Genomic DNA, 22,422 nt, shown 5'->3' on the forward strand with positions numbered 1-22,422 from the left:
GGTAAGTCCACAACCGCTCATAAGCGAACAGTTTCTGAACGATCAGGGTGCCCGCAGAGGGCCGCCCTGTGCTCGGTGGCGCCCGTTCGCGCCCACGCATCCAGCCATCGCGACCCGGTGGTGAGTAAGGAACGACCGGCACAGGCCCGTTTCTACGTCACGGAGGCAGGAGTTTGATTCTCACCGGTAACGAGATCGAGCGTGAGTACCGAAATGGCCGCATCACGATTGATCCGTTCATTCCCGAGCAGGTAAATCCGAACAGTTACAACTTCCGGCTGGGGAAGACGCTGCGGGTGTACAAGGACCTGCCCCTCGACGCCCGGCGTGCCAACGAATTCGAAGAACTCACCATCCCCGACGACGGATACGTCCTGGAGCCGGGGCGCCTCTATCTCGCCCACACCATCGAGGTGCTCGGCAGCGAGCACTACGCCCCGACGTTCGCGGCCCGGTCGTCCGTGGCGCGCCTCGGGCTCTTCATCAACCTCTCGGCCAGCCTGGGCGACATCGGCTACACCGGCCAGTGGACACTCCAGCTGTACTCGATGAACCGGGTCCGGGTCTATCCGGGGATCAACGTCGGCCAGATGATGTGGTGGCGCCCGCAGGGCAAGGTCCTGCTGTACGACGGCAAGTACCAGGGCTCCGTCGGCCCGCGGTCCAGCGATATCCACGTCGACTTCGAGAAGCAGTTCGCCCGTCAGCGCTTCCCCGGGCTGGGCGCGAGCGGCGACTGGGCCGAGGTAGGGCCGAAATTCGGTCAACTCGCCGCGGTCCACCTCGACTTCCCGGTTCCTGCGGCATTCTGTGTTCCGGCGGCCGAGTTCACGGCCGCGCTGGACGAACGACAGGCGGCGGAGCTGAAGAACGCGTTCACGGATGTCCGGGCGACGGTCGGCGCCTTCTTCACGGAGTCACTGGCCAGGATCACGGACACGGCCCGCGGGATCCGGATCCCCGAAACGACCCGCTCGCTGCTGCGCACCCGGCTGCAGGACATGTTCAGCCTGCCCGGCGACCTCCTGGCCGTCCGTTCGTCGGGACTCGACGAGGACGGCGAGAACACCAGCCTGGCCGGTATCCACCACTCCGTCCTCCACGTCGACAGCGCCGACGCCGCACTGGAGGCCATCGAACGCTGCTGGCAGTCCCACTACGAGGCCCCGGCCGTCGCCGCCCGCGTACGGAGCGGCGACTTCGACGCGATGCCGCGGCTCGCCGTGTTCGTCCAGCGGATGATCAAGCCCGACCTGGCCGGTGTCGCCTTCACGGGACTCGACTCCGGGGCGCACGGCCCCGGGACACCCGGCTCCGGGGCGCACGGCTCCGGGGCGCACGGCTCCGGGGCGCACGAGGTGACACTCGAATACGTCGAAGGGCTCGCGGACGAGCTGGTGGCGGGCACCGCCGACCCGGTCTGCGTCGACAGCGGGTCACTGGAGTCCCCCGGCGCCGCACCCGCCCCCCACCTCGACGCGCTGCGCCAGGTGGTCACGATGGTGCGCGGCCTCAGGGAACGGGCCGGCCACGAGATCGACGTGGAGTGGGCCGCAGACCCGGAGGGTGTCCACCTGATCCAGGTACGGCCGGTCACCGCCCGCCGCTCGGGCCCGACCACGGACGACAAGCCGGTCCTGAACGTGCTCCGGCTCTACTTCGACGAACTCACCGACGACTTCGAACTCGGCGCCGTGGCCGCCGTGTACAGCGGTTACGCGGCGAAGCGCGGCCCCGCACACCGGCTCGCGCACGAGAGCGGTGTCACGGTCGGCCGCGGCTGGGTGGTGCGCTTCAACGGCCGGGGGCTGCACGACGCCGACTGCGCCGCCTCGTTCGCCGCCCTGCTCGCCGAGGGCCACATCCGCGAATGCGTACTGGACTTCGGGGAGACACTGCGGCAGATCGTGGTTCCCAAGGAGGACGTCGTCGCACGGCTGGCCGGGCTGACCGGCGCGGAGACGGACAGTACGGCGCTCCACAGCGTCGTCGTGCGGGACTTCGTCCGGGGCCGGCTCGGGGTGATCTCCCGCCGTACGGCCGAAGGCGGCCTGGTGGTGGAGTACACCGACGAGGGGCTGATGGCCCTCAACCGGGGCACCGCGGGCGGCGACACACTCCTGGTCGCGGACACCACACGCCCCAGTACCGCGGAGGGCAACCTCACCGCCGCGGACTCCGCCCGCCCGCTCGTACCCCACCTCGACGGCATGGCGCGCTTCACGCTCGCCATGTACGAGCGCTACGGCGACCTCACCCTGGAGTGGGTCCTCGACCAGGACCAGCTCTTCTTCGTGGACTACTCGCTCCTGGGCGGCGACACCGCGGTGACCGTCTCCCAGGGTGAGGTCTGCATTTCGGGCGGCCACGCCGAGGGACCGCTGCTGCGGCTGGACGACGACGAGCTGCTGCGCAGGCTCTCGATCGGCCCGGCCGTGAGCATCGACAAGTCGCAGGACGTGAGCGAGCACGAGGGGCTCGCCGATATCGCCGACCGGGTACGGGCGTTCAGCGAGAAGCCCATCATCCACGCCGCCCGCCCCTACGCCGTGCTGTCGGTACTTCTCGACGATGTGGCGGGCTTCGTCTTCGACAAGGGCTCCGCCCTCGGCCACCTCGCCATCCTGCTGCGCGAAGCCCGCATCCCCGCTGTCTCCGCCGCCGATGTCCACGGGACGCGGGCGGTCATCACCGACGGCACCGTCGCCACGACCCATGACGCCCCCAAGGAGCAGTGATCATGACCTCAACGGCCGACACAGCGCGCACCCGGCGAGCCTGGCTCGTCCTGGGCGGCCTCCATCTGCTCAACGGCTCCCGCGCCCTCGCGAAGGGCGACCCCCTCGTCCTGGCCGAGCTCGCCGAACCGCTGGAGGAGGTCTTCCCCAGCAACACCGTGGTGCTGCGATGGGCGGACCTCGGTGCTGTCTCCCTGAGCGCCGGCCGGTACGGGGAAGGACACCCCACGGCGCACGGCAGTGTGCCCGCGGACGGGCTCTTCCCCGGCATGCTGCCGGGGAAGGCACTCTCCGGCCTCCTCGACCCGCCGGCCGTGCCGCTCTTCTACCTGTCGCTGTCGGACGGTGAGCTCCACGTCCACAGCCAGGTCCGGTTCCTCGCCGAGGACGCCTGCTTCATCCGCACCACCGCCGAGCCGCTGCGTTCCGACGACCCCCTGACGCTCGACTGGCTGCCGGAGGCCGTGCAACTGCACGCAGGGAACTACCTGTTCCTCAACAACCACCAGCGCTACTACCAGAAGCTCTTCCCCGGCAAGGAGCTGGAGTACAAGTACACACTCGAACCGCCGGTGGACTCCTGGACCCTCATGGTCGAGATGTACCGCGAGCTGCTCGACGGCGTCCTTCCCGGCTACATCCCGGAGTTCCGCGACGAGTTCCAGGCGTGGGACTACGCCAACCACCTCTTCGAGATCACCGGGCCCACCGAGGCCGAGCGGGGCTACGCGTCCTTCATCCCCACCACCGACGGCAAGCACCTGCTGAAGCGCAAGTGGTACGTGGAGGACGGATTCGAGCGGCGTGAGACCCACACGTACGGTCTCGACCTCACCGACGACGGCGGCTTCGAGCGGCACATCACCGAGGTGCTGGGCGTCACCGGTGTCCGGCTGCCGTCCTTCCGGCGGGTGCGGTACGACATCAACTTCGAATCCGTCCGCACGGGCCACGTCTACGGAATCTTCTTCGACCACTGCAGCCTGGTCGACGACCCCGGCGTCACCCTCAACCAGTGCGAGCTGGAGTACCTCCGCAGCCGGGTGGCCGTCCCGGCGGCAGAGGCCGACGTCCTCGAAGAGATGTCGGCGATCACGACCTGGCTGGAGAGCTTCCTGCGGGCCCGCGGCCTGAACGACGAGGCCGGGTTCTACTCCAAGCGCACCTTCCTCAAGGACACCGTGAAGCTCCGGCCCGACCTGCTGCGGACGGTGGGCTGATGGGCACACCCCCGAAGGGCACACGGGTCGAGGCGGTCCTCCTGGACATGGAAGGCACCCTGTACGCCAACGGCGCGGCCCTTCCCGGAGCCGTCGAAGCGGTCGCGGCCCTGCGCGAACTGGGCGTCGGGCTGCGCTTTCTGACCAACACCGACTCCCTCACGGTGGAGCGCGTCCACGGACAGCTCACCGAGTACGGCTTCGCCGTACGGCCCGACGAGGTGTTCTCGCCGGTCGTGGCGGCCGGCCGGCTGCTGGAGGACGAGAAGGCGGTGACGTACGGGCTGGTCTCAGCGGATCTGGAGAGCACCCTGCCCACGGTGAGTGTCACCGGCCCCTACACCCATGTGGTGGTGGGAGACTGCCGGGACCGCCTGGACTACGCCCGCCTCGACGACGCGTTCGGCGCCGTCAGGGCCGGGGCGAAACTCCTGGCCCTGCAGAACGGCCGCTACTTCAAACGGCCCGGCAGGGACCACATCGACACCGGTGCGCTGGTGGCCGCCCTGGAGTACGCCACCGGCGAGAGCGCCCAGGTCCTGGGCAAGCCCGCCCCCGCCTTCTTCCGACTGGCCGCCGAATCCCTGGGACTCGGCGACCGGCCCGGCAGCTGCCTGGTGGTGGGCGACGACGCCACGACGGACGTACGCGGCGGCCACGACGCGGGGATGCGCACCGTCCAGGTGCGGACGGGCAAGTGGGCGGACCAGAAGGCGGACGGGCTGACCGGGCACGCCGGTCACGAGATCGGCGACGTCCGCGAACTGGCCGCGCTCGTCACGGAGGTGAACAGGGAGTGACGGTCTACTGGGTCGTCTTCGACGCGGCGGCGCACTGGGTCGTCGACCGGCTCGAACGTGAGGGCTCCCTGCCCGCGGTGTCCCGGCTGCGCCGTGGCGGCAGGATGACCGCCGCCCGGCCGGCCCGGCCGAACTGTCAGACGCCGCCCTCCCTCGCGACCCTGTTCACCGGGACGTGGGCGAGCGAGCACGGGGTCACCGGATACTCCGTGCCCGGCGCCGGCCAGGGGATAGGCAGCCATGTCAGCGGCTTCTCGCCGGGCTACCCGGCGGTGTCACCGATCTGGCAGACCGCCGCCGAACGCGACCTCACCAGCGCGTTCGTGCATGTGCCCTGGGTGTTCGGCAGCACCAGCCGGGTCGAGCCCGCGGTCGAGGGCGCCATCGAGGCGTACAGCCGCCGAGTGGTACGCCACGGCATACTGCGGCTGCCCCTCCCGGCCCAGGAGGGAGCCCCCTGGCGCATCGGGCCCTTCACGGTGGAGGTCACCGGGCCCGTCGGCGGCGGGAGCGTACGGGTCAGGACCGCGCACGGACAGGTCACCCTGGCCGCACGGGGGGCGTGGCGGCCCCTCGCCCTGGACGACCGGCACGGCACCTGGCTGGGCCTGACCGGATCCGGGGACGACATGACGCTGGTGCACACCGGCGTCTGGGAGCCCCGGGTCGACGGCAGCAGCACCGACCTGGTGAAAGCACTTGAGGCGTGCCCGCCGTTCGCCGGTGAAGGGGTGGGGCCCCTCTACCGGCGTGGTGTTTTCGGCCCCCGGCTCGTGGACGGGGGCGACGGCACGGCGGAAGACGTCTTCCTGGCGTCGCTGCGCTGCGTCGCCGAGTCCTTCGGGGCCTGTGCGACGGCGGTGCTCGCCAGGCACAGCGCCGACCTCGTCGTCGTGTATCTGCCGCTCACGGACGACATCGGTCACGAGATGCTCGGGTGGTGCGACGAGCGCAGCGGGGCCCACCGGCCCGATATGGCCGACGCCGTCTGGGACCGCATCCGGCAGTGCTACGGGTGGGCCGACGACGTGCTCGGCGAGGTGATCGACCGGGCGGGCGAGGAGGACACCGTGGTGCTCGGCGCCGACCACGGCATGGTGGGCAGCACCCACCTCGTCCACGTCAACCAGGCACTGCTGGACGCCGGACTGGCCGTACTGACCGGTCACGACGCGATCGACTCCGTACGCTCACGGGCCTTCTACCACCCGGCCAACAACGGCTCCCTGTGGGCGGGCGCACGGAGCGCGTCCGACCGGGACGAGGCCACCGCGCTCCGGCAGGCCATGGACGTGATCGCCGGGATCACCGAACCGGCGACCGGGCAGCCCCTGCTCCGGGGCTTCCAGGACAGTCACGGCCGGGGCATTTCGAGGGACCAGGTCACCTGCGGGCCCCTCTTCGTCTGTTTCGCGGACGACTACCAGCCCAGTTCGGTGCTGGACCCCGGCGGTGCCGTGGTGTGCGCGACTCCCAAGTCGGGTGCCCACGTGGTGAACACGGGAGACCCCAGACTCCACGCGATCCACGCCGCACTCGGACCTGGCATCCCCGCCGGCTCGGATCCCGGGGTCCTCGACAACACGGCGCCCGCCGCGCTCGTCGCACGGCAGCTGGGCTTCTGACCGCACCGGCTTCATATCCAGGAGGACGCACCGCGCATGCTTCCCGACTTCCCGCACCACCTGACCCCGCTCGATCTGGCGGCCCTGCGGCACAGCCGGGTGGAGAAGTTCCTCTCCTCCCGGGGGCTCAGCCCCGACTGGCTCACCGCCATCATGAAGGACCAGGTCGGTGACGGCCTGTTGATGCTGACCAGCTCGCCCGTGCACGGACTGGCCAACGCCACGTCCGACTTCGACTTCATCCGTATCCAGCCCGAGCCGATCGGCGGGCCCCGGATATCCACCAAGATCTTCGAGCAGGGGCACCACCTCGAAGTGGTGTCCTTCAGCGAAGCCGAGGTGACGGCGAACCTGGCGGAACTCCGGCGTCTGGCCGCCGCCCCCTTCGGCACGACGGTCGACGGGTTCCGCTCCTGGGACAAGACCCGGGAGCCGCGCCGCAAGCAGACCGAGCGCATCGTCAACGGCATCACCCTGGACGGCAGCGCCCCCTTCCTCGACGCGCTGCCCTCCCTCAGCACCGTATGGGCCCGCGCGGCCCTGCAGACCGCCGCCGAGCAGACCGCCCACCTGGTACTCGCCGAGCGGGCGGGCGAGACACGCGGGAGGGTCGGCTACGCCTTCAACGTCCTGCTGCACCTCATGGACGCCCTGCTCTCCCACCACGGCGACGTCTACACCACCCGCAAGTGGTACGTGCTGCGGTGGGCCCGGATGGTGCGGGACGGAGGCTGGCGCACCCCGGCCGCGCGCCGCGCCGCCGAAACGCTGGAGGGGCTGCGTACGGACGTCGCCGCCGCGCTGTCCCCCGAGGCCGCGGGACGGCCCCTGGGCCCGGCCTACCAGGCGCTGCTGCGCGATGTGCTGGAGGCCGTCGGTCACCAGGGCCGGATCGCCGTCACCCTGGAGCCCGCCCCGGGCGGGCCCGCGCCCTTCCTGCCCGGCGCGTCGATGCTCGTATCGGCCGAGAGCGCCGTGCTGCTGCCCGGACGTGACCACACCCGGCCACTGCCGCTGACCGCTCCCGGCGCCGAACTGCCGGATCTCGCCGGTCTCGCACCCGAGGACGCGGCCGTGGTGCTCCGCGCAGTCCGTGCCGGAGCCGCCCGGCTGACCGTCGTGCCCGAGAGCTGAGGAGAAACCGAGTGACCACCGCACGCCACCCCAGGGCACACGAACTCGCCCTGAGTCTGCCCGCCTTCCCCTCGGTGACGACAGGACACGCCATGCCGTCCGCACAGGGGGTCGCCGCCTGGGTCCAAGCGGCCTGGCTGATGCTCGCCGAGGGGCGGGCCTACGTCGAGGACCTGGAAGGCGGTGAGGAACAGCCGCAGATGCAGCAGGCCGTCAAGCTCCGCTTCCTGGAACAGCTCCTGGACATCGACCTCCGGCTGGCGGGCCGCGTCCCGGTCGACGACGCCCACTGTCTGGCCGTGGCCCTGGAGTACGGCATGACCGAGGTCCTGGGCGCCTCCGGCACCGATCTGGTCGAGGTCTTCGGCCTGGAGGAGGAGTTCGGCGGCGACGAGTGCCAGGTCGGCTCCGTGTACCCGCTGTGGGAGCGGCTGCTCGCCGCGTTCCCCGGCGAACTTCCCGACCGGCTCGTCGCGGAGGGCCAGCGGGACATGCTGCTCACCCTGCGCACCTGGGCCGAACTGGCCCGCCGGGCAGGGCTCGACATCGGATTCCTCGCCCCCTTCATGAAGGCGGCATGACCGGCCGCCGCATGACCGGCCGCCGCACGATCCACCGCGGCATGACCCACCAAGGTGAGGAGAAGTAGATGCCCGACGTCACCGTCAGCCGTGTGCTGCCCGGCCACAGCGCCGGCGAGGTATGGAACCTCGTCAAGGACAGCAGGGAGATAGGCTCCCGGGCCCGGAGCGTCCTGCACGTCCACTCGGTGTCGCACGCGGAGAAGCTGTTCCGGATCACCGACTGGAAGGTACTGCTCAACGGCAGCGCCGTCTCCTGGCGCCAGCGGGAAGCGGCGGGCCCCGGTCACAGTCTCCGGTTCGAGCAGACCGAGGGCGACCTGGAGAGCCTGTCAGGGGTGTGGCAGGTCCGCGCCCTCGGTCCTGACACCACCGAGCTGACCCTCACGATCAGCTTCGAGCTCGGCGTGGACGGTCTCGCCCCCCTGCTCGATCCCATCTGGAGCCAGTCCTTCCGCGCGCACGCGGACGAACTCGTACGCGGCGTCGACCGCCTGGCCCTGTGAAGGCCGGAAAGCCTGGCCTCGTGAAGGCCGGAAAGGCAGCCATGCTCTACCTCAACTTCCTGCACACCACCATCGAACTCGACGTCGACGCAGCCGCTGAGGCCGCCTTCGACCAGATCCGGCGGTTCTTCCGGCACCTGCTGGACGACACCCCGCGCAACGAGACGACCTTCCGGGTCGCGGTCGCCCCCTACGACCCCGACAGCGACGTGGACCCGGCCGTCTGGGCCGTACCGGAGTCGGTCGTACGGCTCAGCAGCGCCCGGGAGTTCACGTTCCACGCGCACATCGTGGACGACCCGGACCGCCGCCGCTACACCAACCGGAACATGGTCCTCGACGCTCCGCACGACGCCATGAAGGACCCCGTCTTCCGCACCCGCGTCACGGAGCGGGCAGCCGTACAGATGATCGACTTCCTCCGGGACCTCGTGATCAGGAACGAGGAGCAGCAGGGCACCGTGGTCCTGCACGCCTCCGGCATCCACGACGGACGGCGCGCCGTCTGCATCGCGGGCCCCAAGGGGGCGGGCAAGACCACCACCATGCTGTCCTGCCTGCGGCGCGACGACTGGTCGTACTTCAGCGGTGACAAGGTCTTCTGCACGTTCGACGCGAGCGGCGTGACCGTGCACCCGTGGCGGGACTACCCCTACGTGGGCGTCGGCACGATCCGGGCCGACAAGCGCCTGGAGCAGCTCGTCCGGGACGGCGTCGACGCCGCGGTCGACACCTACGAACCCGGGCACAAGATCCTCATCGATCCGGATGTCTTCGAGGAGTGGCTCGGCACCCCCTTCGACGCGACCCCCAGGCCGCTCGCCGCGCTGTTCCTGCCCCGCGTCGAGCCGGGCGAACCACTGCGTGCGCGCCGTCTCGACTCCGACAACGAGCGGTGGGCCCACCTCAACAAGATCATCGACCGGCAGGCCGACACGACGTTCTTCACCTGGCAGTCGTATCTGGTCCCGGACTACACGGAGTTCTACCGGTCGCTGTCGCGGTTGCGCCACGTGGCCGCGGACCTGCCGATGGTCAGGCTGACCGGGACCCTCGACGTCGATCCGTCCGATGTCCTCAAGAACCTCGACTCCGCGAAGGAGACGGCGTGACCACCACCACGGCCGGTCTGCGTATCTGCGTGACCGGGCTCGCCGGCGCGGGCAAGTCGACCTGCGGTTCCCTCGTCGAGGAGTGGGCCGCGGCCCGCGGCCTCTCCTTCTCCCGGGTCAAACTGGCCCAGCCGCTGTACGACCTCCAGCGCGCCGTGTACAGCAGAGCGAACGCCCCTCTCGCGGAAGGGGCCCAGGACCAGGTGCTGATGGAGGCGCTGGCCGACGCGATGCGCCGGGCCAACCCGCGCTCCCTGGCGGAGGACTTCCTGGCCCGCCTGGAGAACGCGCAGGCCCAGGTCATCGTGAACGACGACCTGCGGGACCCCCATGTGGACGCTCCGGTCCTGCGCGAACAGGGCTTCCGCGTCGTCCGGGTGCGGTGCGACGAGGACACCCGGCAGAAACGGCTGGCCGGCCGCAGCGACCCGTCCCGCACTGACCGGTCCACCAGCGAGCTCGACGCCATCACCCCGGACGCCGTGATCACCAATGACGGCGAGCTCTCCGACTACCGCGCGGCGATATCCGGCCTGCTGGAGGGATGGCTGTGATCCTCAGCGGCCCGGAGATTCTCAGCGAGGTGCGCGCCGGGCGCATCCACATCGACGACTTCGATCCGGAGCGCATCGAGCCCAACAGCTACGGATTCCGCCTCGCGGAGGACATCCTCTGGTACGAGCAGGACATCATCGACTGCTTCGAACCGCCGAAGGCCCACCAGGTCACGATGGGCTCCGACGGAATGGTCCTGGAGCCCGACCGCCTCTACCTCGGCGGCACCATGGAGGCCATGGGCAGCCCGCACTACGCGGCTGAGCTGTACGCCTGCCTGTCCACCTCCGCCATGGGGATCTGGATCCAGTACTCGGCGCCGCTCGGGCACAGCGGGGCGGTTTTCCCCTGGACACTGGAGATCAAGGTCGCCCACCCTGTCCGGGTGTACCCGGGCATGATGATCGGCAAGCTGGCCTTCTGGGCCATGCAGGGCACGGCCGTGGACTACAACGGCAAGTACACCGGCTCCACTTCGGCCGTCGCGTCCCGGCTGAGTCTGGACGCCCATGTCCCAGGCTGACCTGTTCCATGTCCTGCTCGGCATCGCGCTGCTGCTGGCCGCTGCCCACGGACTGGGGCGGCTGTTCGTACGCCTCCGGCAGCCCGCCGTCGTCGGAGAGATCCTCGGCGGTCTGCTCCTGGGGCCCACCGTGCTCGGACAGGCCGCCCCGGGACTGGCCGACTGGCTCTTCCCTTCCACCGGCGCCGGCGCTGTGGGCCGTGACCTCGTGTACCAACTCGGCCTGCTGCTCCTCATGTTCACCGCGGGCGCGCACATGCGGAAGGTCTTCTCGCGCCAGGACAGCAGAGTGGTGGTGCTGACCGCGACCATCGGCATGGTCGTCCCGTTCGCGGTGGGTCTCGCCGGCATGTCCCTGGTGAAGTCGGACGGGCTGATGGGCCCGGCCGGAAACACCGCGGCGCTGACCATCGTGGTCTCCTGCTCGATCGCGGTGACCAGCATCCCCGTCATCTCGCGGATTCTGCTCGATCTCGGGATCATGCGCAGCGCACTCGCCCGCGTGGTGCTGTCCGTCGCGGTGCTTGAGGACATCGTGCTGAACGTCCTGCTGTCGATCGCCCTCGGCATGGTCGCCGGCAGCTCGCACTCCGTCTTCGGACTCGCCAGGACGGTGCACGCGGTGTCGGGGACAGGGGCTGCCGTCTACTACGCGGCAGCCTCCATCGGCTTCTTCCTGCTGGCCCTGCTGGCGGCGGTCCTGCTCAGAAAAATACCGAACGGCCGTGCGTGGCGGCGGCCGTGGGACTCGGTGGCGATGCGGACCACGGTCGTACTGGGCACATCGGCACTCTGCCTCGTCCTCGGGGTCGCTCCGATGTTCGGCGCGTTCGTGGTCGGTCTGCTCACCGGCACCACCGGCCGCGCCGGGACCGCCGCCACGGGCCCCACACGTACGGTGCAGGACTTCGCCGCGGGCTTCTTCATCCCGGTGTACTTCGCCGTCGTCGGACTGAAGCTGGACCTGATCCACTCGTTCAGCATCGGTTTCACGCTGGTCTTCCTCGCCGTCGCCTGCGTCTCGAAGGCCAGCAGTGTGTACGCCGGAGCGCGGTTCGCCGGCCGGCGGGGAGCGGAGTCCCTCGACCTTGCGGTGGCACTGAACGCGAGAGGAGGCCCGGGCATCGTCATGGCGACCACCGCCTACGACGTGGGCATCGTCAGCGCTTCGCTGTTCACCACACTGATCGTCACCGCGGTCCTCACCTCGCAGCTGGCCGGCTGGTGGCTGGAACGCGCGGTCCGGGACGGCCGGGTGACCCCGGCCCCCGATACTCGGGTGGACGAGCGTGCCGCGGCCCGCTCGCCGTCCCCGGCGGGTAGCTCATGACCGGGCCACCCGCACCGCATCCGAACCGGCGTCAGGGAAAGGAGGCCGGTCACATGCCGCAGCGCGCCGCCAGGGGTCGTGACGCCTACGTCGTCCGTAAGCCCGGTCTGCCGTTCCGTGATGTGGAGTGCTCGGCCTGGGACGATCTACCGGACGCGTATCTGTCGGTGCCGGAGGCGATCCGGGCGGGTGGGTTCGCCAACCGGGCGCGGGTCAAGGTCAAGTGGGTGACATCCGACGAGTGCCGGACCCAGGCGGGTGCGAGGAAGCAGCTCGGGGATGTCGACGCGGCCTGTATCCCGGGCGGGTTCGGTGAGCGCGGGGTCGACGGCAAGGTCGGTGCGATCCAGTACGCGCGGGAGAACCGTGTCCCGCTGCTGGGTCTGTGCCTGGGTTTGCAGCGCATCGTGATCGAGGCCGCGCGGAACGTCGCGGGTGTTCCGGACGCCGACTCCACCGAGTCCGACGCTGCCACCGCCCCTCCGGTGCCGTACGCCGAGGAGCGCCACCGTCACCGCTACGAGGCCGACAACTCCTACCGTGCGGAGCTGGAGACCAAGGCCGCACTGGTGTTCTCCGCAACCAGCCCCGACAACAAGCTCGTCGAGTACGTCGAATACCCCCGCGACGTCCACCCCTATCCGGTGGCCACCCAGGCCCACCCCGAACTGCGCTCCCGGCCCACCCGGCCCCACCCGCTCCTCGCCGGCCTGGTCGAGGCCGCGGTGGCCCGCAAGACGGCAGTACCCACAAGCACCCGAGAGTTCATCGCGCCGTGAGGCCCGACTTACTCAGCTACCGAAAGGAGCCGCAATGAGCCCCGCCTCACCCCGCCCGGTCGTGGCCATCGTGGACGGCTACTCCACGGGCAGCCACCTGGCCCCGCTCTTCGCCGACCGGGGGTACGACTGCGTCCATGTGCAGAGCACCCCCAGACTGCCGGAGCTCTACACCTCCACGTACCGGCCGGGCGACTTCACCCACGAGGTCGTCCACGCGGGCGACGCGCGGGCGACGGCCTCGGCACTGCGGGCGTACGCGCCGACGGCCGTGCTGCCGGGCGCCGAATCCGGAGTCGAACTCGCCGACCAGATCTCTGAATCCCTCGGGTTGCTCACCAACGGGACGGCCCTCACCGAGGCCCGCCGGAACAAGTTCCGCATGATCGAGACGGTCAAGGCAGCGGGCCTGCCCGCAGCGGACCAAGTGCTCGCGACCGACCTCGAAACCCTTCTCACCTGGTACGGCGATGTGCCGCGCACCGTCGTGCTCAAACCGGTCAACAGCGCACTCAACGACGGCGTTTCCTTCTGCACCTCCCGTGAGGAGGTCATCGCGGCCTTCAACGCGCTCCTCGGCACCGACTCGGCGTTCGGCCTGAACAACCGCGCCGTCGTGGCCCAGGAGTATCTGGTCGGCGCCGAGTACTACGTGAACTCGGTCAGCCGGGACGGCAAGCACTATGTGTGCGACGTCTGGAAGACCCAGCATCTGCAGGTCAACGGAGTCCGCGATCTGCTGGGCGGCTCCCAGCTGATGACGCGCCGCGGCCCGGAACAGGACGTGCTGGTCGCCTACGCCTTCGGAGTGCTGGACGCGCTCGGCATCAGCAATGGCCCGGCGCACACCGAGCTGAAACTGACGCCTCAGGGGCCGCGCCTGGTCGAGACCGGGGCACGGGTCTGTGGCGCCCAGCTCCCCCTGCTCACCCGCGCGGCACTCGGCAGCAGCCAGCTGGAGTGGACGGTCCTCGCCTACACCGACGCGGACGCCTTCCACACCCGCGCCGAGCAGGACTACGTCGTGGATCAGCACGCCATCTGCGTGAACATGATCGCCCCCAAGGAGGGCAAGCTCAGCGGTCTTCCGCGGATGGACGAGGTCCGCGCGCTGGAGAGCTTCCACGACGTCCTGCTGAAGGTCGCTCCCGGCGGGTTGATCAAACAGACCAGAAACGACCTGACCTATCCGATGCTGGTGCATCTGCTCCACCCCTCCGAAGGCGTCACCGTCAGGGACTACATGACGGCCCGTTACCTCGACGGGGAGGGCTTCTACGATGTCGATTAAGCGGAACGCCTCAGTCGTGGGGCCCCTGTTCGTCACCGGCTACTGCATCATCAACTCGACCAAGTCGGTCCTCGAAGGCGCGCTCGTCCAGGACCTGTCACCGGAGTTCATCGCCCTCAACTCCTTCGTCCTGGCCCAGCTCTTCTACTTCCTGACGCTGCGGGACAAGAAGGCGCTCTTCCGTGATGTGCGCCGCTGTCTGCCGGACGTCATCATGCTGAACATCATGACGGCGATCTGCTGGATCGCTGTCCTCTACGCGTTCACGGTGTTCGAACCGGCCATGGCGAACGCCATCATCATCGGCCTGGGCCCGACCGTGACCATCCTGCTGGGATTCAAACTGCGTCCCGGTGTCCGGGCCTACCGGCTGGAGATCGCCGCCGCGGCGGGGATGCTGGCGGTGATGGCCTATCTGCTCGTCGAAGCACTCGACGGCTCCAGCGCGATCGGGAGCGTATCGACCGGAAGCATCGTTTTCGGTGTGTGCATGTGCGTGGCCACTTCCGTCTCCCTGGCGGGCATCACGTACTACACCAAGCGGCTCAGCGACCAGGGAATGGTCGTACGGCAGATGATGGCCTCCCGATTCCCCGTCCTGATCGTCTCGACTTTCGCGCTCATGCTCTTCAGGTCCAGCTTCGGCACCTACACATTTGCCAATACCGGCGCGATTCTGGCGATCAGCATCGTCGGGGTCATCATTTCGCTCTACCTTCTCCAGCAGGGCATCGTCCGCACCGAGCCGATCACCGTCTCCATGCTGTACGGAATGAATCTGGTGATCACCTATCTCACCCAGTTCCTCGACCCGCGGCTGCACCAGTCGTTGAGCACCTTCGTCGGTATCGCGCTGATCACGATGGCCATGGTGCTCGGCACTCTGACGCGCTGGCGTGCCGACCGCAAGAGGGAAGCAGCCGCCGCTCCGGTGGCCCAGCCCGAGACCGAGGGCATCGAGGCATGACACTGATCGCCCACCTCAGTGATCTGCACGCGGGCGCCGGCGCGGACAGCGGCGAGCGCATCGCCGCTGCCGTGGCGACGGTAGCGGCGACGCCGGGGACGCTGGACGCCGTACTGATCACAGGCGATCTCGCCGATCACGGCGCCCCGGAGGAGTACCGGCAGGTCGCGGCGGCGCTCGCCCCGCTGCGGGAGCGCTGCCCGGTGCTCGTGTGTCCCGGGAACCACGACAGCCGGGAGGAGTTCCGGAGATGGTTCCCGGATGACGGCGACGGCGGAGGCGACACCGACGGCTCACCCGGCACGCAGAGCCACAGCGGCCCGCTGAACCGGTCGGTCCTCCTGGATACGAACGGCCCGCGTCTCCTGCTGTGCGACTCGTCCGTACCGGGAGCCGCACACGGAGTCCTCGACGAGGAGACCCTCGGCTGGCTCGACAGCCGGCTGGCCGCCGCCCCGGACGTGCCGGCCTTCATCGCGTTCCACCACCCGCCGGTTCCGCTGGGCATGCCGTACATCGATTCCATCGGCCTGCGCGCCCCCGAGGCCCTGGCGGCGCTCATCGAGCGGCATCCCCCGGTCCGGGCGGTCTGGACCGGCCATGCCCACACGGCCGCCTTCGCCACCTTCGCCGGCGTCCCTCTGCTCAGCGCCCCGGGCATCGCATCGACCGGACTGATCACCGCGGAGCAGCATTCGGATTCCACTGGATGGAAGAGCGCCACCATGCGGCCTCAGTACTTCCTTCATCTCTTCGAAAACGGTCGGCTCGTCACACACGTCCGCAATGCAGAGGAAACAAGGTTGTAATCGGCCACCCTGCCCACACATGACTGAAAGCTCTCTATTCGCCGCCCATGGGCGGCTATTCTGCGCGGCACCCCGGTATGAACCAATACATTGGAGGTTGTCTTGGACACGGAGACAGTCAGCCGCGACGTACTGATCGACGTGTACAGCCATGTGCTGAATCACGCGCCGAATCAGGAGATGGAGCACAGCGTCGTCTCGGCGAGGCTCGCCGAGGAGCTCTCACTGTCCCGCCCGGCGGCCGAAGCCGCGGTCGAGTACCTGCTCACCAGGGGGTTACTCCGTGTGCTCTCGGGCGGACGGCTCATCGCGGTCCCTCCGGACGAGGCGGCATCCGAGGTCCTCATCCCCCTGGAGCGGGAGATACGGACGCGGCGGGCCCGCATGGACCGGACCCGCCGCGACCTCATGTCCTTCATGCCCGTCTTCGAGGCGAGCGTCTCCCCCCAGCAGCCCCGCAACCAGTTCCAGGTCATCCAGAACCTCACCGACGTGCAGTCTGTGATCGCCGACCTGACCGGTCACTGCAAGGAGGAGATCCTCACGGCGCAGCCCGGAGGAGGGCGCGAGGAGAGCGTCCTCGCCGAAGCGGCACCCCTGGACGAAGACGCCCTGAAGCGTGGCGTCCGCATGAAGGTCCTGTACCAGCACGCCGCCAGGCTGAGCCTGGGCACCAGTGCCTACGTCGAGCGCATCAGCCGGCTCGGAGCCCATGTACGCACGCTGGACGACCGTTTCACCCGCATGCTGGTCTTCGACCGGAAAGCGGCGGTGATCCCGGTCCCGGACAACCCGCACGCCGCGGCCCTCATCCAGCAACCCCACGTGGTGGCACTGCTGGTGGAGGTCCACGAGCGACTGTGGCTGGCCGCCGAGCCGTTCACGGTGGGCGCCTCCCGCCAGCCGGACATCACCGAGGGCCTGCGGCAGACGATCATCCGGCTGCTGATCGAGGGCATGACGGACGCCTCCGTCGCCAGCCGCCTCGGCATCTCCGTACGCACCTGCCGCCGCCACGTCGCCGAGATCATGGCCGAAGTGGGCGCCCAGAGCCGCCTCCAAGCGGGCTATCTGCTGGCTGCCCAGGAGCGCACGAGAGCCTGACGCGCCCCGGTGGTGGACGCGTACGCGAGCCTGACACGCCCCGGTGGTGGACGCGTACGCGAGGACGGACGCCCGGGCGGGGCGAAGACCGGCGCCAAGGCCCCAGCCGTCATCCGTGGGGTCAACACGCCTGTGACAGAACGCGGACGTCGCGGAGGACGGGCTGTAACCCGGTGCGGGATAGAAATACTTCAGTCCGCACGCACCGCGCCCGTCCTGGGGGAACACCGTGAAGTACACCCGCATAACCGCTCTCGCCGCCATCAGCCTCGCCGCCACCCTCTCGCTCACCGCCTGCGACAACGGCTCCGGACAGGACTCGTCCTCCAAGGACTCCTCGTCCGCGGCTGCTTCGTCCTCGGACGGCGGCTCGAAGCAGGAGAGCGGCTCCTCGGAGAGCGGCTCGGGCTCGGCCTCCTCCTCTTCGTCCTCGGCCGGCAACGCGGCAACGAAGGACTCCTCGGGCTCCGGTGAGGGCACCGAGGCCCGCGCCGGTGCTGCGAACGGCGGGACGGCGAGCAGCGGCAAGCTCCCGATCTGCAAGACGGCGGACCTGGCCATCGACGCCGCGGACGCCTCGCCCGACGGCAAGGCCGGCGTCATCGACATCACCATGGTCAACCGGGGTTCGGCCACCTGCTCGGCGAGCGGCTACGCGGGCGTCGACATCACGGACACCGACCACACGTCGGAGCCCATCACCCGCGGCAAGGCCGTCCCGCGCATCACCAACCTGAAGCCCGGCGACGCCGCTGTCTTCAACCTCTCCTACACCATCGACCCCACCGGCAAGAGCTACACGCACCCGACCAAGCTCGAGGTGACGCCCCCGAACGAGACCCACACCGTGAGCGTGAAGTGGCCGGCCGGCGCAGGGCAGGTCAAGGGCTCGTACGTCGGCGTCGAGGTCTACCCCACACACAACAAGTAGAGCCGGCGCAAGCGGCCGGGGCTCCGACCCGGGAGACGGCCAAAAGGCTTTGCGCGGGCCGCCGTCCGAGTGCTGGGGTGGCACGATGACCCATCCTGACGACGCGCTGTCCCCTCACCATGACGCACTGCCCCCTCACCAGGACGCGGCAACCGTCCGGCCGTTGACACGGGCCTGGGTGAGCCGGCACCTGGAGGCCGGCGAGCGGATCGTCGGAACCGTGGCGCTGCACGGCGGCATCACCGCCGAAATGCGGAGGCTGACCATCGGCGGCCGGGACGGAGGCACCCGCGACCTGGTGCTGCGGACCTTCGTCGACGTGGAGCAGGCCGAGGACTGGCTGAACAGGGAAGCGGGCACCCTGACGCTGCTCACGGGGACCGGCGTGCGGGCTCCAGGACTGGTCGCGGCCGACCCGACCGCCGCGCAGTGCGAGTACCCGTCGCTCCTGATGACCCACCTGCCGGGCAGCCCGGTCATCGCCGACGCGGGACTGGAGAAGCGCGTCCCGCTGCTGGCCGGCCAGCTGGTGGCGATCCACGCGCTGCGCCCCGCCGAACGGCCGGGAAAATACGTGACGTTGACGACCCCCGACACCGTCGTGACTCCGCAGGGCGCCGACGCGACGGCCTGGGCGGCGGCGATCGACATGATCCGCTCCCCCGCCCCGCCCTACGAAGGACGTTTCCTGCACCGGGACTTCCAACCGGGCAACGTACTGTTCGACGCACCGTCCCCGAGCCCGGAGGCCCCCCGGATCACCGGCGTCATCGACTGGGTACAGACCTCCTGGGGCCCGGCCGACCTCGATGTCGCGCACTGCTCCACCAGTCTCGCGCTGCTGCACGGCCCGGCATGGGGCCTGCGATTCGCCGAAGCGTACGAGAAGGCCGGCGGGTCACTGGCAGCGACCACGGACGAGCGGCGGTACTGGCTGGTACGGGACGCGCTGGCGGCCTCCGAAGAGGTGCAGGAGGTATCGCAGCCGTGGCGGGAGGCGGGGCGGACAGAGCTGACGCCCCGGACCGTGGAGAAACGGCTCGACACCTACGTCACCACCCTGCTGGACACACTGCGCTGAGCCAAGAGGCTCCCGTCACGCCGTAACGCCGTAACGCCGTAACGCGCCGAACATGAAAAACCCCAGGTCAGAAGCGTCCGACCTGGGGTCCCACAGAGCCCCCTATCGGATTCGAACCGATGACCTACGCATTACAAGTGCGTTGCTCTGGCCAGCTGAGCTAAGGAGGCGCGTCGGAGCATTCTAACCGCAGCGCGAGGGTGGTCACGCCGGAAATTTGCCGGGTCCGGAACTACTGACAGACCGCAAACCGCCAGGTAGCGTCTCGTTGCAGTTCACCCGTGTGGACTACACCACTCACCTTTACTCGGATCGTCCGGCACGTTCCTGCCGGTGAAGGAGCACACACTCATGGCAACAGTCACGTTCGACAAGGCCACCCGGATATACCCCGGATCCACCAAGCCCGCCGTGGACGCGCTGGAGATCGATGTCGAGGACGGCGAGTTCCTCGTCCTCGTCGGCCCCTCCGGCTGCGGAAAGTCGACCTCCCTGCGCATGCTCGCGGGTCTTGAGGACGTCAACGGCGGCGCGATCCGCATCGGTGAGCGTGACGTCACGCACCTTCCGCCGAAGGACCGTGACATCGCGATGGTGTTCCAGAACTACGCGCTGTACCCGCACATGACCGTCGCGGACAACATGGGCTTCGCCCTCAAGATCGCCGGTATCAACAAGACCGAGATCCGCGCCAAGGTCGAAGAGGCCGCGAAGATCCTCGACCTCACCGACTACCTGGACCGCAAGCCGAAGGCGCTCTCCGGTGGTCAGCGCCAGCGTGTCGCGATGGGCCGTGCCATCGTCCGTGAGCCGCAGGTCTTCCTCATGGACGAGCCGCTGTCGAACCTCGACGCCAAGCTCCGCGTCTCGACCCGTACGCAGATCGCGTCGCTCCAGCGCCGCCTCGGCATCACCACCGTCTACGTCACGCACGACCAGGTCGAGGCCATGACCATGGGCGACCGCGTCGTGGTGCTCAAGGACGGTCTGCTCCAGCAGATCGACTCCCCGCGCAACATGTACGACCGCCCCAGCAACCTCTTCGTCGCCGGCTTCATCGGCTCCCCCGCCATGAACCTGGTCGAGGTCCCGATCACCGACGGCGGCGTGAAGTTCGGCAACAGCGTCGTCCCCGTCTCCCGTGAGGCCCTCGCCGCCGCGTCCGAGAAGGGTGACACCACGGTCACGGTCGGTGTCCGGCCGGAGCACTTCGAGGTCGTCGAGCACGACGAGGTCCCGAAGTCCCTCGCCAAGGAGAGCGCCGAGGCCCCGGCCGGTCTCGCCGTCGCCGTCAACGTCGTCGAGGAGCTCGGCGCCGACGGTTACGTGTACGGCTCCGCCGAGGTGAACGGCGTGGACAAGGAGCTCGTGGTCCGCGTCAACGGCCGCAAGGTCCCGGACAAGGGCACCAAGCTCCACGTCGTCCCGCGCACCGGCGAGATCCACGTCTTCTCGACCTCGACCGGCGAGCGCCTCAGCGACTGACGGCCTCCGCCAGGACCACCCGCGGCCCCGCACCTCTCCCACCGGGAGGCGCGGGGCCGCGGCGCGTTCCCGGTAAACACCCCGGCAGAGCGGGCATTTCGCAGCGCACCGTCAACACCTGATTCGAAAAGCAAACTCGAACCATCCCCCGCACGAGTGACTAAATGTCGCCAAATCATCACCGACCGCTACGCTCCACAGCGTGACCCACACAGCCCGCCGAATCGGCCGAACTCTCGCACTTGTCCTGCCCGTCGTCCTGGTTCTCTCCGGGACGCTCGCGGTCACCCGCGTCCCGTGGGCAGGCACCTCCAACGGCTCGCAGATGCTGACCGCCTCCAGCAAGGAGGCGCCGGTGCGCGCCAAGACCCGTACACCGCAGGACATTCTGCGTGACGAGCTCCTCGTCGAGCTCCAGGAGAAGGATCCGGGCAAGGCCCTCACACACCTCCAGCGCGAGGTCGAGAGCCGGCCGTCGCTGGCGAGCCACTGCATGTCGATCGCCCGCTCGCTGGGCCGCGCCGCGGTCGAGCGGTACGGGCCGACGCGCGCCCAGTCGTTCTCCCGCCCGGTCTGCGACACGTCCTTCGCGTACGGAGTCGCGCACCAGCACTGACCCCCACCGAGTACCGCGTGAGGGCCGGCGCTCGCACCGGCCGGCACCGACGTTCCTGAGGCGTACCAGGTCATAGGGTGCGCCTCATGACGACGACCGCTGATCCTCACGCACACGCGCTGCCCACCCAGGCCGTGGTCCTGGCAGGCGGCCAGGGCTCCCGGCTGCGCCCGTACACCGACGACCGTCCCAAGCCGATGGTCGAGATCCCGGGCACCGGTACGCCGATCATCGGCCATCAGCTGGCCTGGCTGGCATCCGAGGGTGTCACCGACGCTGTCATCTCCTGCGGCCATCTCGCCGAGGTGCTCCAGGAGTGGCTGGACTCCGCCGAACTGCCCCTGCGGGTCACCACCGTCGTGGAGTCCGAGCCGCTCGGCCGCGGTGGGGGTCTCAAGTACGCCGCCGCCCGGCTGCCCCACGCCGACCAGCCCTGGTACGCGACGAACGGCGACATCTGGACGCGCTTCTCACTGCGCGAGATGGCCGCCTTCCACACCGAGCGGGACGCCGTCGCCACCCTCGCTCTCGCTCGCCCGCGGATCCCGTGGGGAGCGGTCGAGACGGACCGGTTCGGGCATGTACTGGATTTCATCGAGTCGCCCCCGTCGCCGTACCTCATCAACGCGGGCATCTACGTCTTCTCCGCGGGCTTCACGGCCCTTCTGCCGGACCGCGGCGACCACGAGCGGTCCACCTTCCCGCGGCTGGCCCGCGAGCGCAGGCTGGCCGGCTACCCGCTGCCGCACGGGGCGTACTGGCGGGCCATCGACACCGCCAAGGACCTCACGGAGGCGGCGAAGGAACTCAACCGGCCCGTCCCGTCGCACGGGTAAGGGGCACGGATAAGGGGCACGGGTAAGTCGCACGGGTAAGGGGCGACCGCCCTGGCGATCGCCCCTTACCCGCACACATCCCGCCGGCTACAGCTGACTCCATCAGTCAGCCGAAAGGCCGGTCAGCCGACCAGCCAGCCCCTCAGCCGAGAAGCCCGCCGATCGGGTTCTTGTTGCTTCCCCCGCCGGACGAACTGCCGCCCTCGCCGCCGCCCGAAGTGCCGGAGCCGCCACTGGCGCTGCCTCCGCCGGTGCTCGTACCACCCGAGGCCGAGGGGCCCGCGCTGGTGGCCGCCGGGGGCGGCGGGGCCTGCTGCTGCTGTTGCTGCTGCGACGGCTGCTGCTGGCCCGTCCCCTGGGTCGCGCTCGGCTGCTGCCGGCCCGTGGAGCCGGCGGTCG

Annotated in this window: 20 protein-coding genes, 1 tRNA gene and 2 pseudogenes; 21 read left to right on the top strand and 2 right to left on the bottom strand. The window is 69.5% G+C overall.

Going from position 1 to position 22,422, the window contains the following annotated elements; translation table 11 throughout:
• The first annotated feature begins 173 nt into the window (after window positions 1–173).
• From G3I19_RS10230 to G3I19_RS10310, 18 genes and pseudogenes are all read left to right on the top strand, one after another.
• Window positions 174–2,738, top strand: a complete 2,565-nt coding sequence (locus G3I19_RS10230) for a PEP/pyruvate-binding domain-containing protein (protein WP_164262352.1) — start codon at window positions 174–176, stop codon at window positions 2,736–2,738.
• Window positions 2,739–2,740: 2 nt separating this feature from the next.
• Complete coding sequence (locus G3I19_RS10235) at window positions 2,741–3,958, top strand: hypothetical protein (protein ID WP_164262354.1); 1,218 nt, start codon at window positions 2,741–2,743, stop codon at window positions 3,956–3,958.
• Window positions 3,958–4,758, top strand: a complete 801-nt coding sequence (locus G3I19_RS10240) for an HAD hydrolase-like protein (protein ID WP_164262356.1) — start codon at window positions 3,958–3,960, stop codon at window positions 4,756–4,758. The genes G3I19_RS10235 and G3I19_RS10240 overlap by 1 nt, the downstream gene beginning before the upstream one ends.
• Window positions 4,755–6,383: an alkaline phosphatase family protein gene (locus G3I19_RS36835; RefSeq protein WP_203599403.1), complete on the top strand. Its 1,629-nt coding sequence runs from the start codon at window positions 4,755–4,757 to the stop codon at window positions 6,381–6,383. Before G3I19_RS10240 ends, G3I19_RS36835 begins: the two co-directional genes overlap by 4 nt.
• Before the next feature lie 36 nt (window positions 6,384–6,419).
• Window positions 6,420–7,517: a DUF6001 family protein gene (locus tag G3I19_RS36840; protein ID WP_203599404.1), complete on the top strand. Its 1,098-nt coding sequence runs from the start codon at window positions 6,420–6,422 to the stop codon at window positions 7,515–7,517.
• A gap of 11 nt (window positions 7,518–7,528) precedes the next feature.
• The gene (locus G3I19_RS10250) at window positions 7,529–8,098 is read left to right on the top strand and encodes a DUF6031 family protein (RefSeq protein WP_343235047.1); all 570 of its coding nucleotides are present in this window, start codon (window positions 7,529–7,531) and stop codon (window positions 8,096–8,098) included.
• A 68-nt stretch (window positions 8,099–8,166) separates the two neighbouring features.
• Window positions 8,167–8,604: an SRPBCC family protein gene (locus G3I19_RS10255; protein WP_164262358.1), complete on the top strand. Its 438-nt coding sequence runs from the start codon at window positions 8,167–8,169 to the stop codon at window positions 8,602–8,604.
• A 20-nt stretch (window positions 8,605–8,624) separates the two neighbouring features.
• On the top strand, window positions 8,625–9,716 hold the full coding sequence (locus tag G3I19_RS10260) for a hypothetical protein (protein WP_343235048.1): 1,092 nt from the start codon (window positions 8,625–8,627) through the stop codon (window positions 9,714–9,716).
• Window positions 9,713–10,270: an AAA family ATPase gene (locus G3I19_RS10265; protein ID WP_164262360.1), complete on the top strand. Its 558-nt coding sequence runs from the start codon at window positions 9,713–9,715 to the stop codon at window positions 10,268–10,270. Before G3I19_RS10260 ends, G3I19_RS10265 begins: the two co-directional genes overlap by 4 nt.
• Entirely contained in the window at window positions 10,261–10,794 is a 534-nt protein-coding gene (locus G3I19_RS10270; protein WP_203599405.1) for a deoxycytidine triphosphate deaminase, read from the top strand. Before G3I19_RS10265 ends, G3I19_RS10270 begins: the two co-directional genes overlap by 10 nt.
• Window positions 10,781–12,124: a cation:proton antiporter gene (locus tag G3I19_RS10275; RefSeq protein ID WP_164262362.1), complete on the top strand. Its 1,344-nt coding sequence runs from the start codon at window positions 10,781–10,783 to the stop codon at window positions 12,122–12,124. The genes G3I19_RS10270 and G3I19_RS10275 overlap by 14 nt, the downstream gene beginning before the upstream one ends.
• A 74-nt stretch (window positions 12,125–12,198) precedes the next feature.
• A pseudogene (locus G3I19_RS10280) lies at window positions 12,199–12,903 on the top strand (CTP synthase); the annotation flags it as partial.
• Between the two features lie 34 nt (window positions 12,904–12,937).
• A complete protein-coding gene (locus tag G3I19_RS10285; protein ID WP_164262364.1) occupies window positions 12,938–14,194 on the top strand; it encodes an ATP-grasp domain-containing protein in 1,257 nt (418 codons plus the stop codon).
• On the top strand, window positions 14,184–15,161 hold the full coding sequence (locus G3I19_RS10290) for a DMT family transporter (protein WP_164262366.1): 978 nt from the start codon (window positions 14,184–14,186) through the stop codon (window positions 15,159–15,161). Before G3I19_RS10285 ends, G3I19_RS10290 begins: the two co-directional genes overlap by 11 nt.
• Entirely contained in the window at window positions 15,158–15,970 is an 813-nt protein-coding gene (locus tag G3I19_RS10295; RefSeq protein WP_164262368.1) for a metallophosphoesterase, read from the top strand. The genes G3I19_RS10290 and G3I19_RS10295 overlap by 4 nt, the downstream gene beginning before the upstream one ends.
• 102 nt (window positions 15,971–16,072) lie before the next feature.
• Window positions 16,073–17,074 (top strand): LuxR C-terminal-related transcriptional regulator, encoded by a 1,002-nt coding sequence (locus G3I19_RS10300; protein ID WP_239074125.1) that lies wholly within the window; start codon window positions 16,073–16,075, stop codon window positions 17,072–17,074.
• A gap of 229 nt (window positions 17,075–17,303) precedes the next feature.
• A complete protein-coding gene (locus tag G3I19_RS38250; protein WP_164262370.1) occupies window positions 17,304–18,005 on the top strand; it encodes a DUF4232 domain-containing protein in 702 nt (233 codons plus the stop codon).
• An 85-nt stretch (window positions 18,006–18,090) separates the two neighbouring features.
• Window positions 18,091–19,086, top strand: a complete 996-nt coding sequence (locus G3I19_RS10310) for an aminoglycoside phosphotransferase family protein (RefSeq protein WP_203599406.1) — start codon at window positions 18,091–18,093, stop codon at window positions 19,084–19,086.
• Between the two features lie 96 nt (window positions 19,087–19,182).
• On the opposite strand, the gene G3I19_RS10315 is transcribed toward G3I19_RS10310, so the two are convergent.
• Window positions 19,183–19,256 (bottom strand) — tRNA-Thr (locus G3I19_RS10315).
• 181 nt (window positions 19,257–19,437) lie between these two features.
• Between G3I19_RS10315 and ugpC the strand changes: the two genes are divergently transcribed.
• The 3 genes from ugpC to G3I19_RS10330 all read left to right on the top strand — a co-directional run bounded on the left by ugpC (window position 19,438) and on the right by G3I19_RS10330 (window position 22,023).
• On the top strand, window positions 19,438–20,571 hold the full coding sequence (ugpC, locus tag G3I19_RS10320; RefSeq protein WP_164262372.1) for a sn-glycerol-3-phosphate ABC transporter ATP-binding protein UgpC: 1,134 nt from the start codon (window positions 19,438–19,440) through the stop codon (window positions 20,569–20,571).
• Between the two features lie 202 nt (window positions 20,572–20,773).
• Window positions 20,774–21,187, top strand: coding sequence for a hypothetical protein (locus G3I19_RS10325; RefSeq protein ID WP_164262374.1), 414 nt, complete (start codon window positions 20,774–20,776; stop codon window positions 21,185–21,187).
• A gap of 86 nt (window positions 21,188–21,273) precedes the next feature.
• Window positions 21,274–22,023 carry a nucleotidyltransferase family protein gene (locus G3I19_RS10330; RefSeq protein WP_164262376.1) on the top strand — a complete coding sequence of 250 codons (750 nt, stop codon included), beginning with the start codon at window positions 21,274–21,276 and terminating at the stop codon, window positions 22,021–22,023.
• A gap of 142 nt (window positions 22,024–22,165) precedes the next feature.
• Here G3I19_RS10330 and G3I19_RS10335 read toward each other — a convergent pair.
• Window positions 22,166–22,422: pseudogene (locus G3I19_RS10335) on the bottom strand (hypothetical protein); the annotation flags it as partial.

The sequence above is a fragment of the Streptomyces sp. SID10853 genome (assembly GCF_010548145.1).
Classification (GTDB): Bacteria; Actinomycetota; Actinomycetes; order Streptomycetales; family Streptomycetaceae; genus Streptomyces.

What these genes read in the sequence shown, in the direction of transcription:
- G3I19_RS10235 (WP_164262354.1), top strand. Translation starts at nt 2,741, where the DNA reads ATGACCTCAACGGCCGACACAGCGCGCACCCGGCGAGCCTGGCTCGTC.
- G3I19_RS10240 (WP_164262356.1), top strand. Translation starts at nt 3,958, where the DNA reads ATGGGCACACCCCCGAAGGGCACACGGGTCGAGGCGGTCCTCCTGGAC.
- G3I19_RS36840 (WP_203599404.1), top strand. Translation starts at nt 6,420, where the DNA reads ATGCTTCCCGACTTCCCGCACCACCTGACCCCGCTCGATCTGGCGGCC.
- G3I19_RS10255 (WP_164262358.1), top strand. Translation starts at nt 8,167, where the DNA reads ATGCCCGACGTCACCGTCAGCCGTGTGCTGCCCGGCCACAGCGCCGGC.
- G3I19_RS10270 (WP_203599405.1), top strand. Translation starts at nt 10,261, where the DNA reads ATGGCTGTGATCCTCAGCGGCCCGGAGATTCTCAGCGAGGTGCGCGCC.
- G3I19_RS10275 (WP_164262362.1), top strand. Translation starts at nt 10,781, where the DNA reads ATGTCCCAGGCTGACCTGTTCCATGTCCTGCTCGGCATCGCGCTGCTG.
- G3I19_RS10285 (WP_164262364.1), top strand. Translation starts at nt 12,938, where the DNA reads ATGAGCCCCGCCTCACCCCGCCCGGTCGTGGCCATCGTGGACGGCTAC.
- G3I19_RS10290 (WP_164262366.1), top strand. Translation starts at nt 14,184, where the DNA reads ATGTCGATTAAGCGGAACGCCTCAGTCGTGGGGCCCCTGTTCGTCACC.
- G3I19_RS10295 (WP_164262368.1), top strand. Translation starts at nt 15,158, where the DNA reads ATGACACTGATCGCCCACCTCAGTGATCTGCACGCGGGCGCCGGCGCG.
- G3I19_RS10310 (WP_203599406.1), top strand. Translation starts at nt 18,091, where the DNA reads ATGACCCATCCTGACGACGCGCTGTCCCCTCACCATGACGCACTGCCC.
- ugpC (WP_164262372.1), top strand. Translation starts at nt 19,438, where the DNA reads ATGGCAACAGTCACGTTCGACAAGGCCACCCGGATATACCCCGGATCC.
- G3I19_RS10330 (WP_164262376.1), top strand. Translation starts at nt 21,274, where the DNA reads ATGACGACGACCGCTGATCCTCACGCACACGCGCTGCCCACCCAGGCC.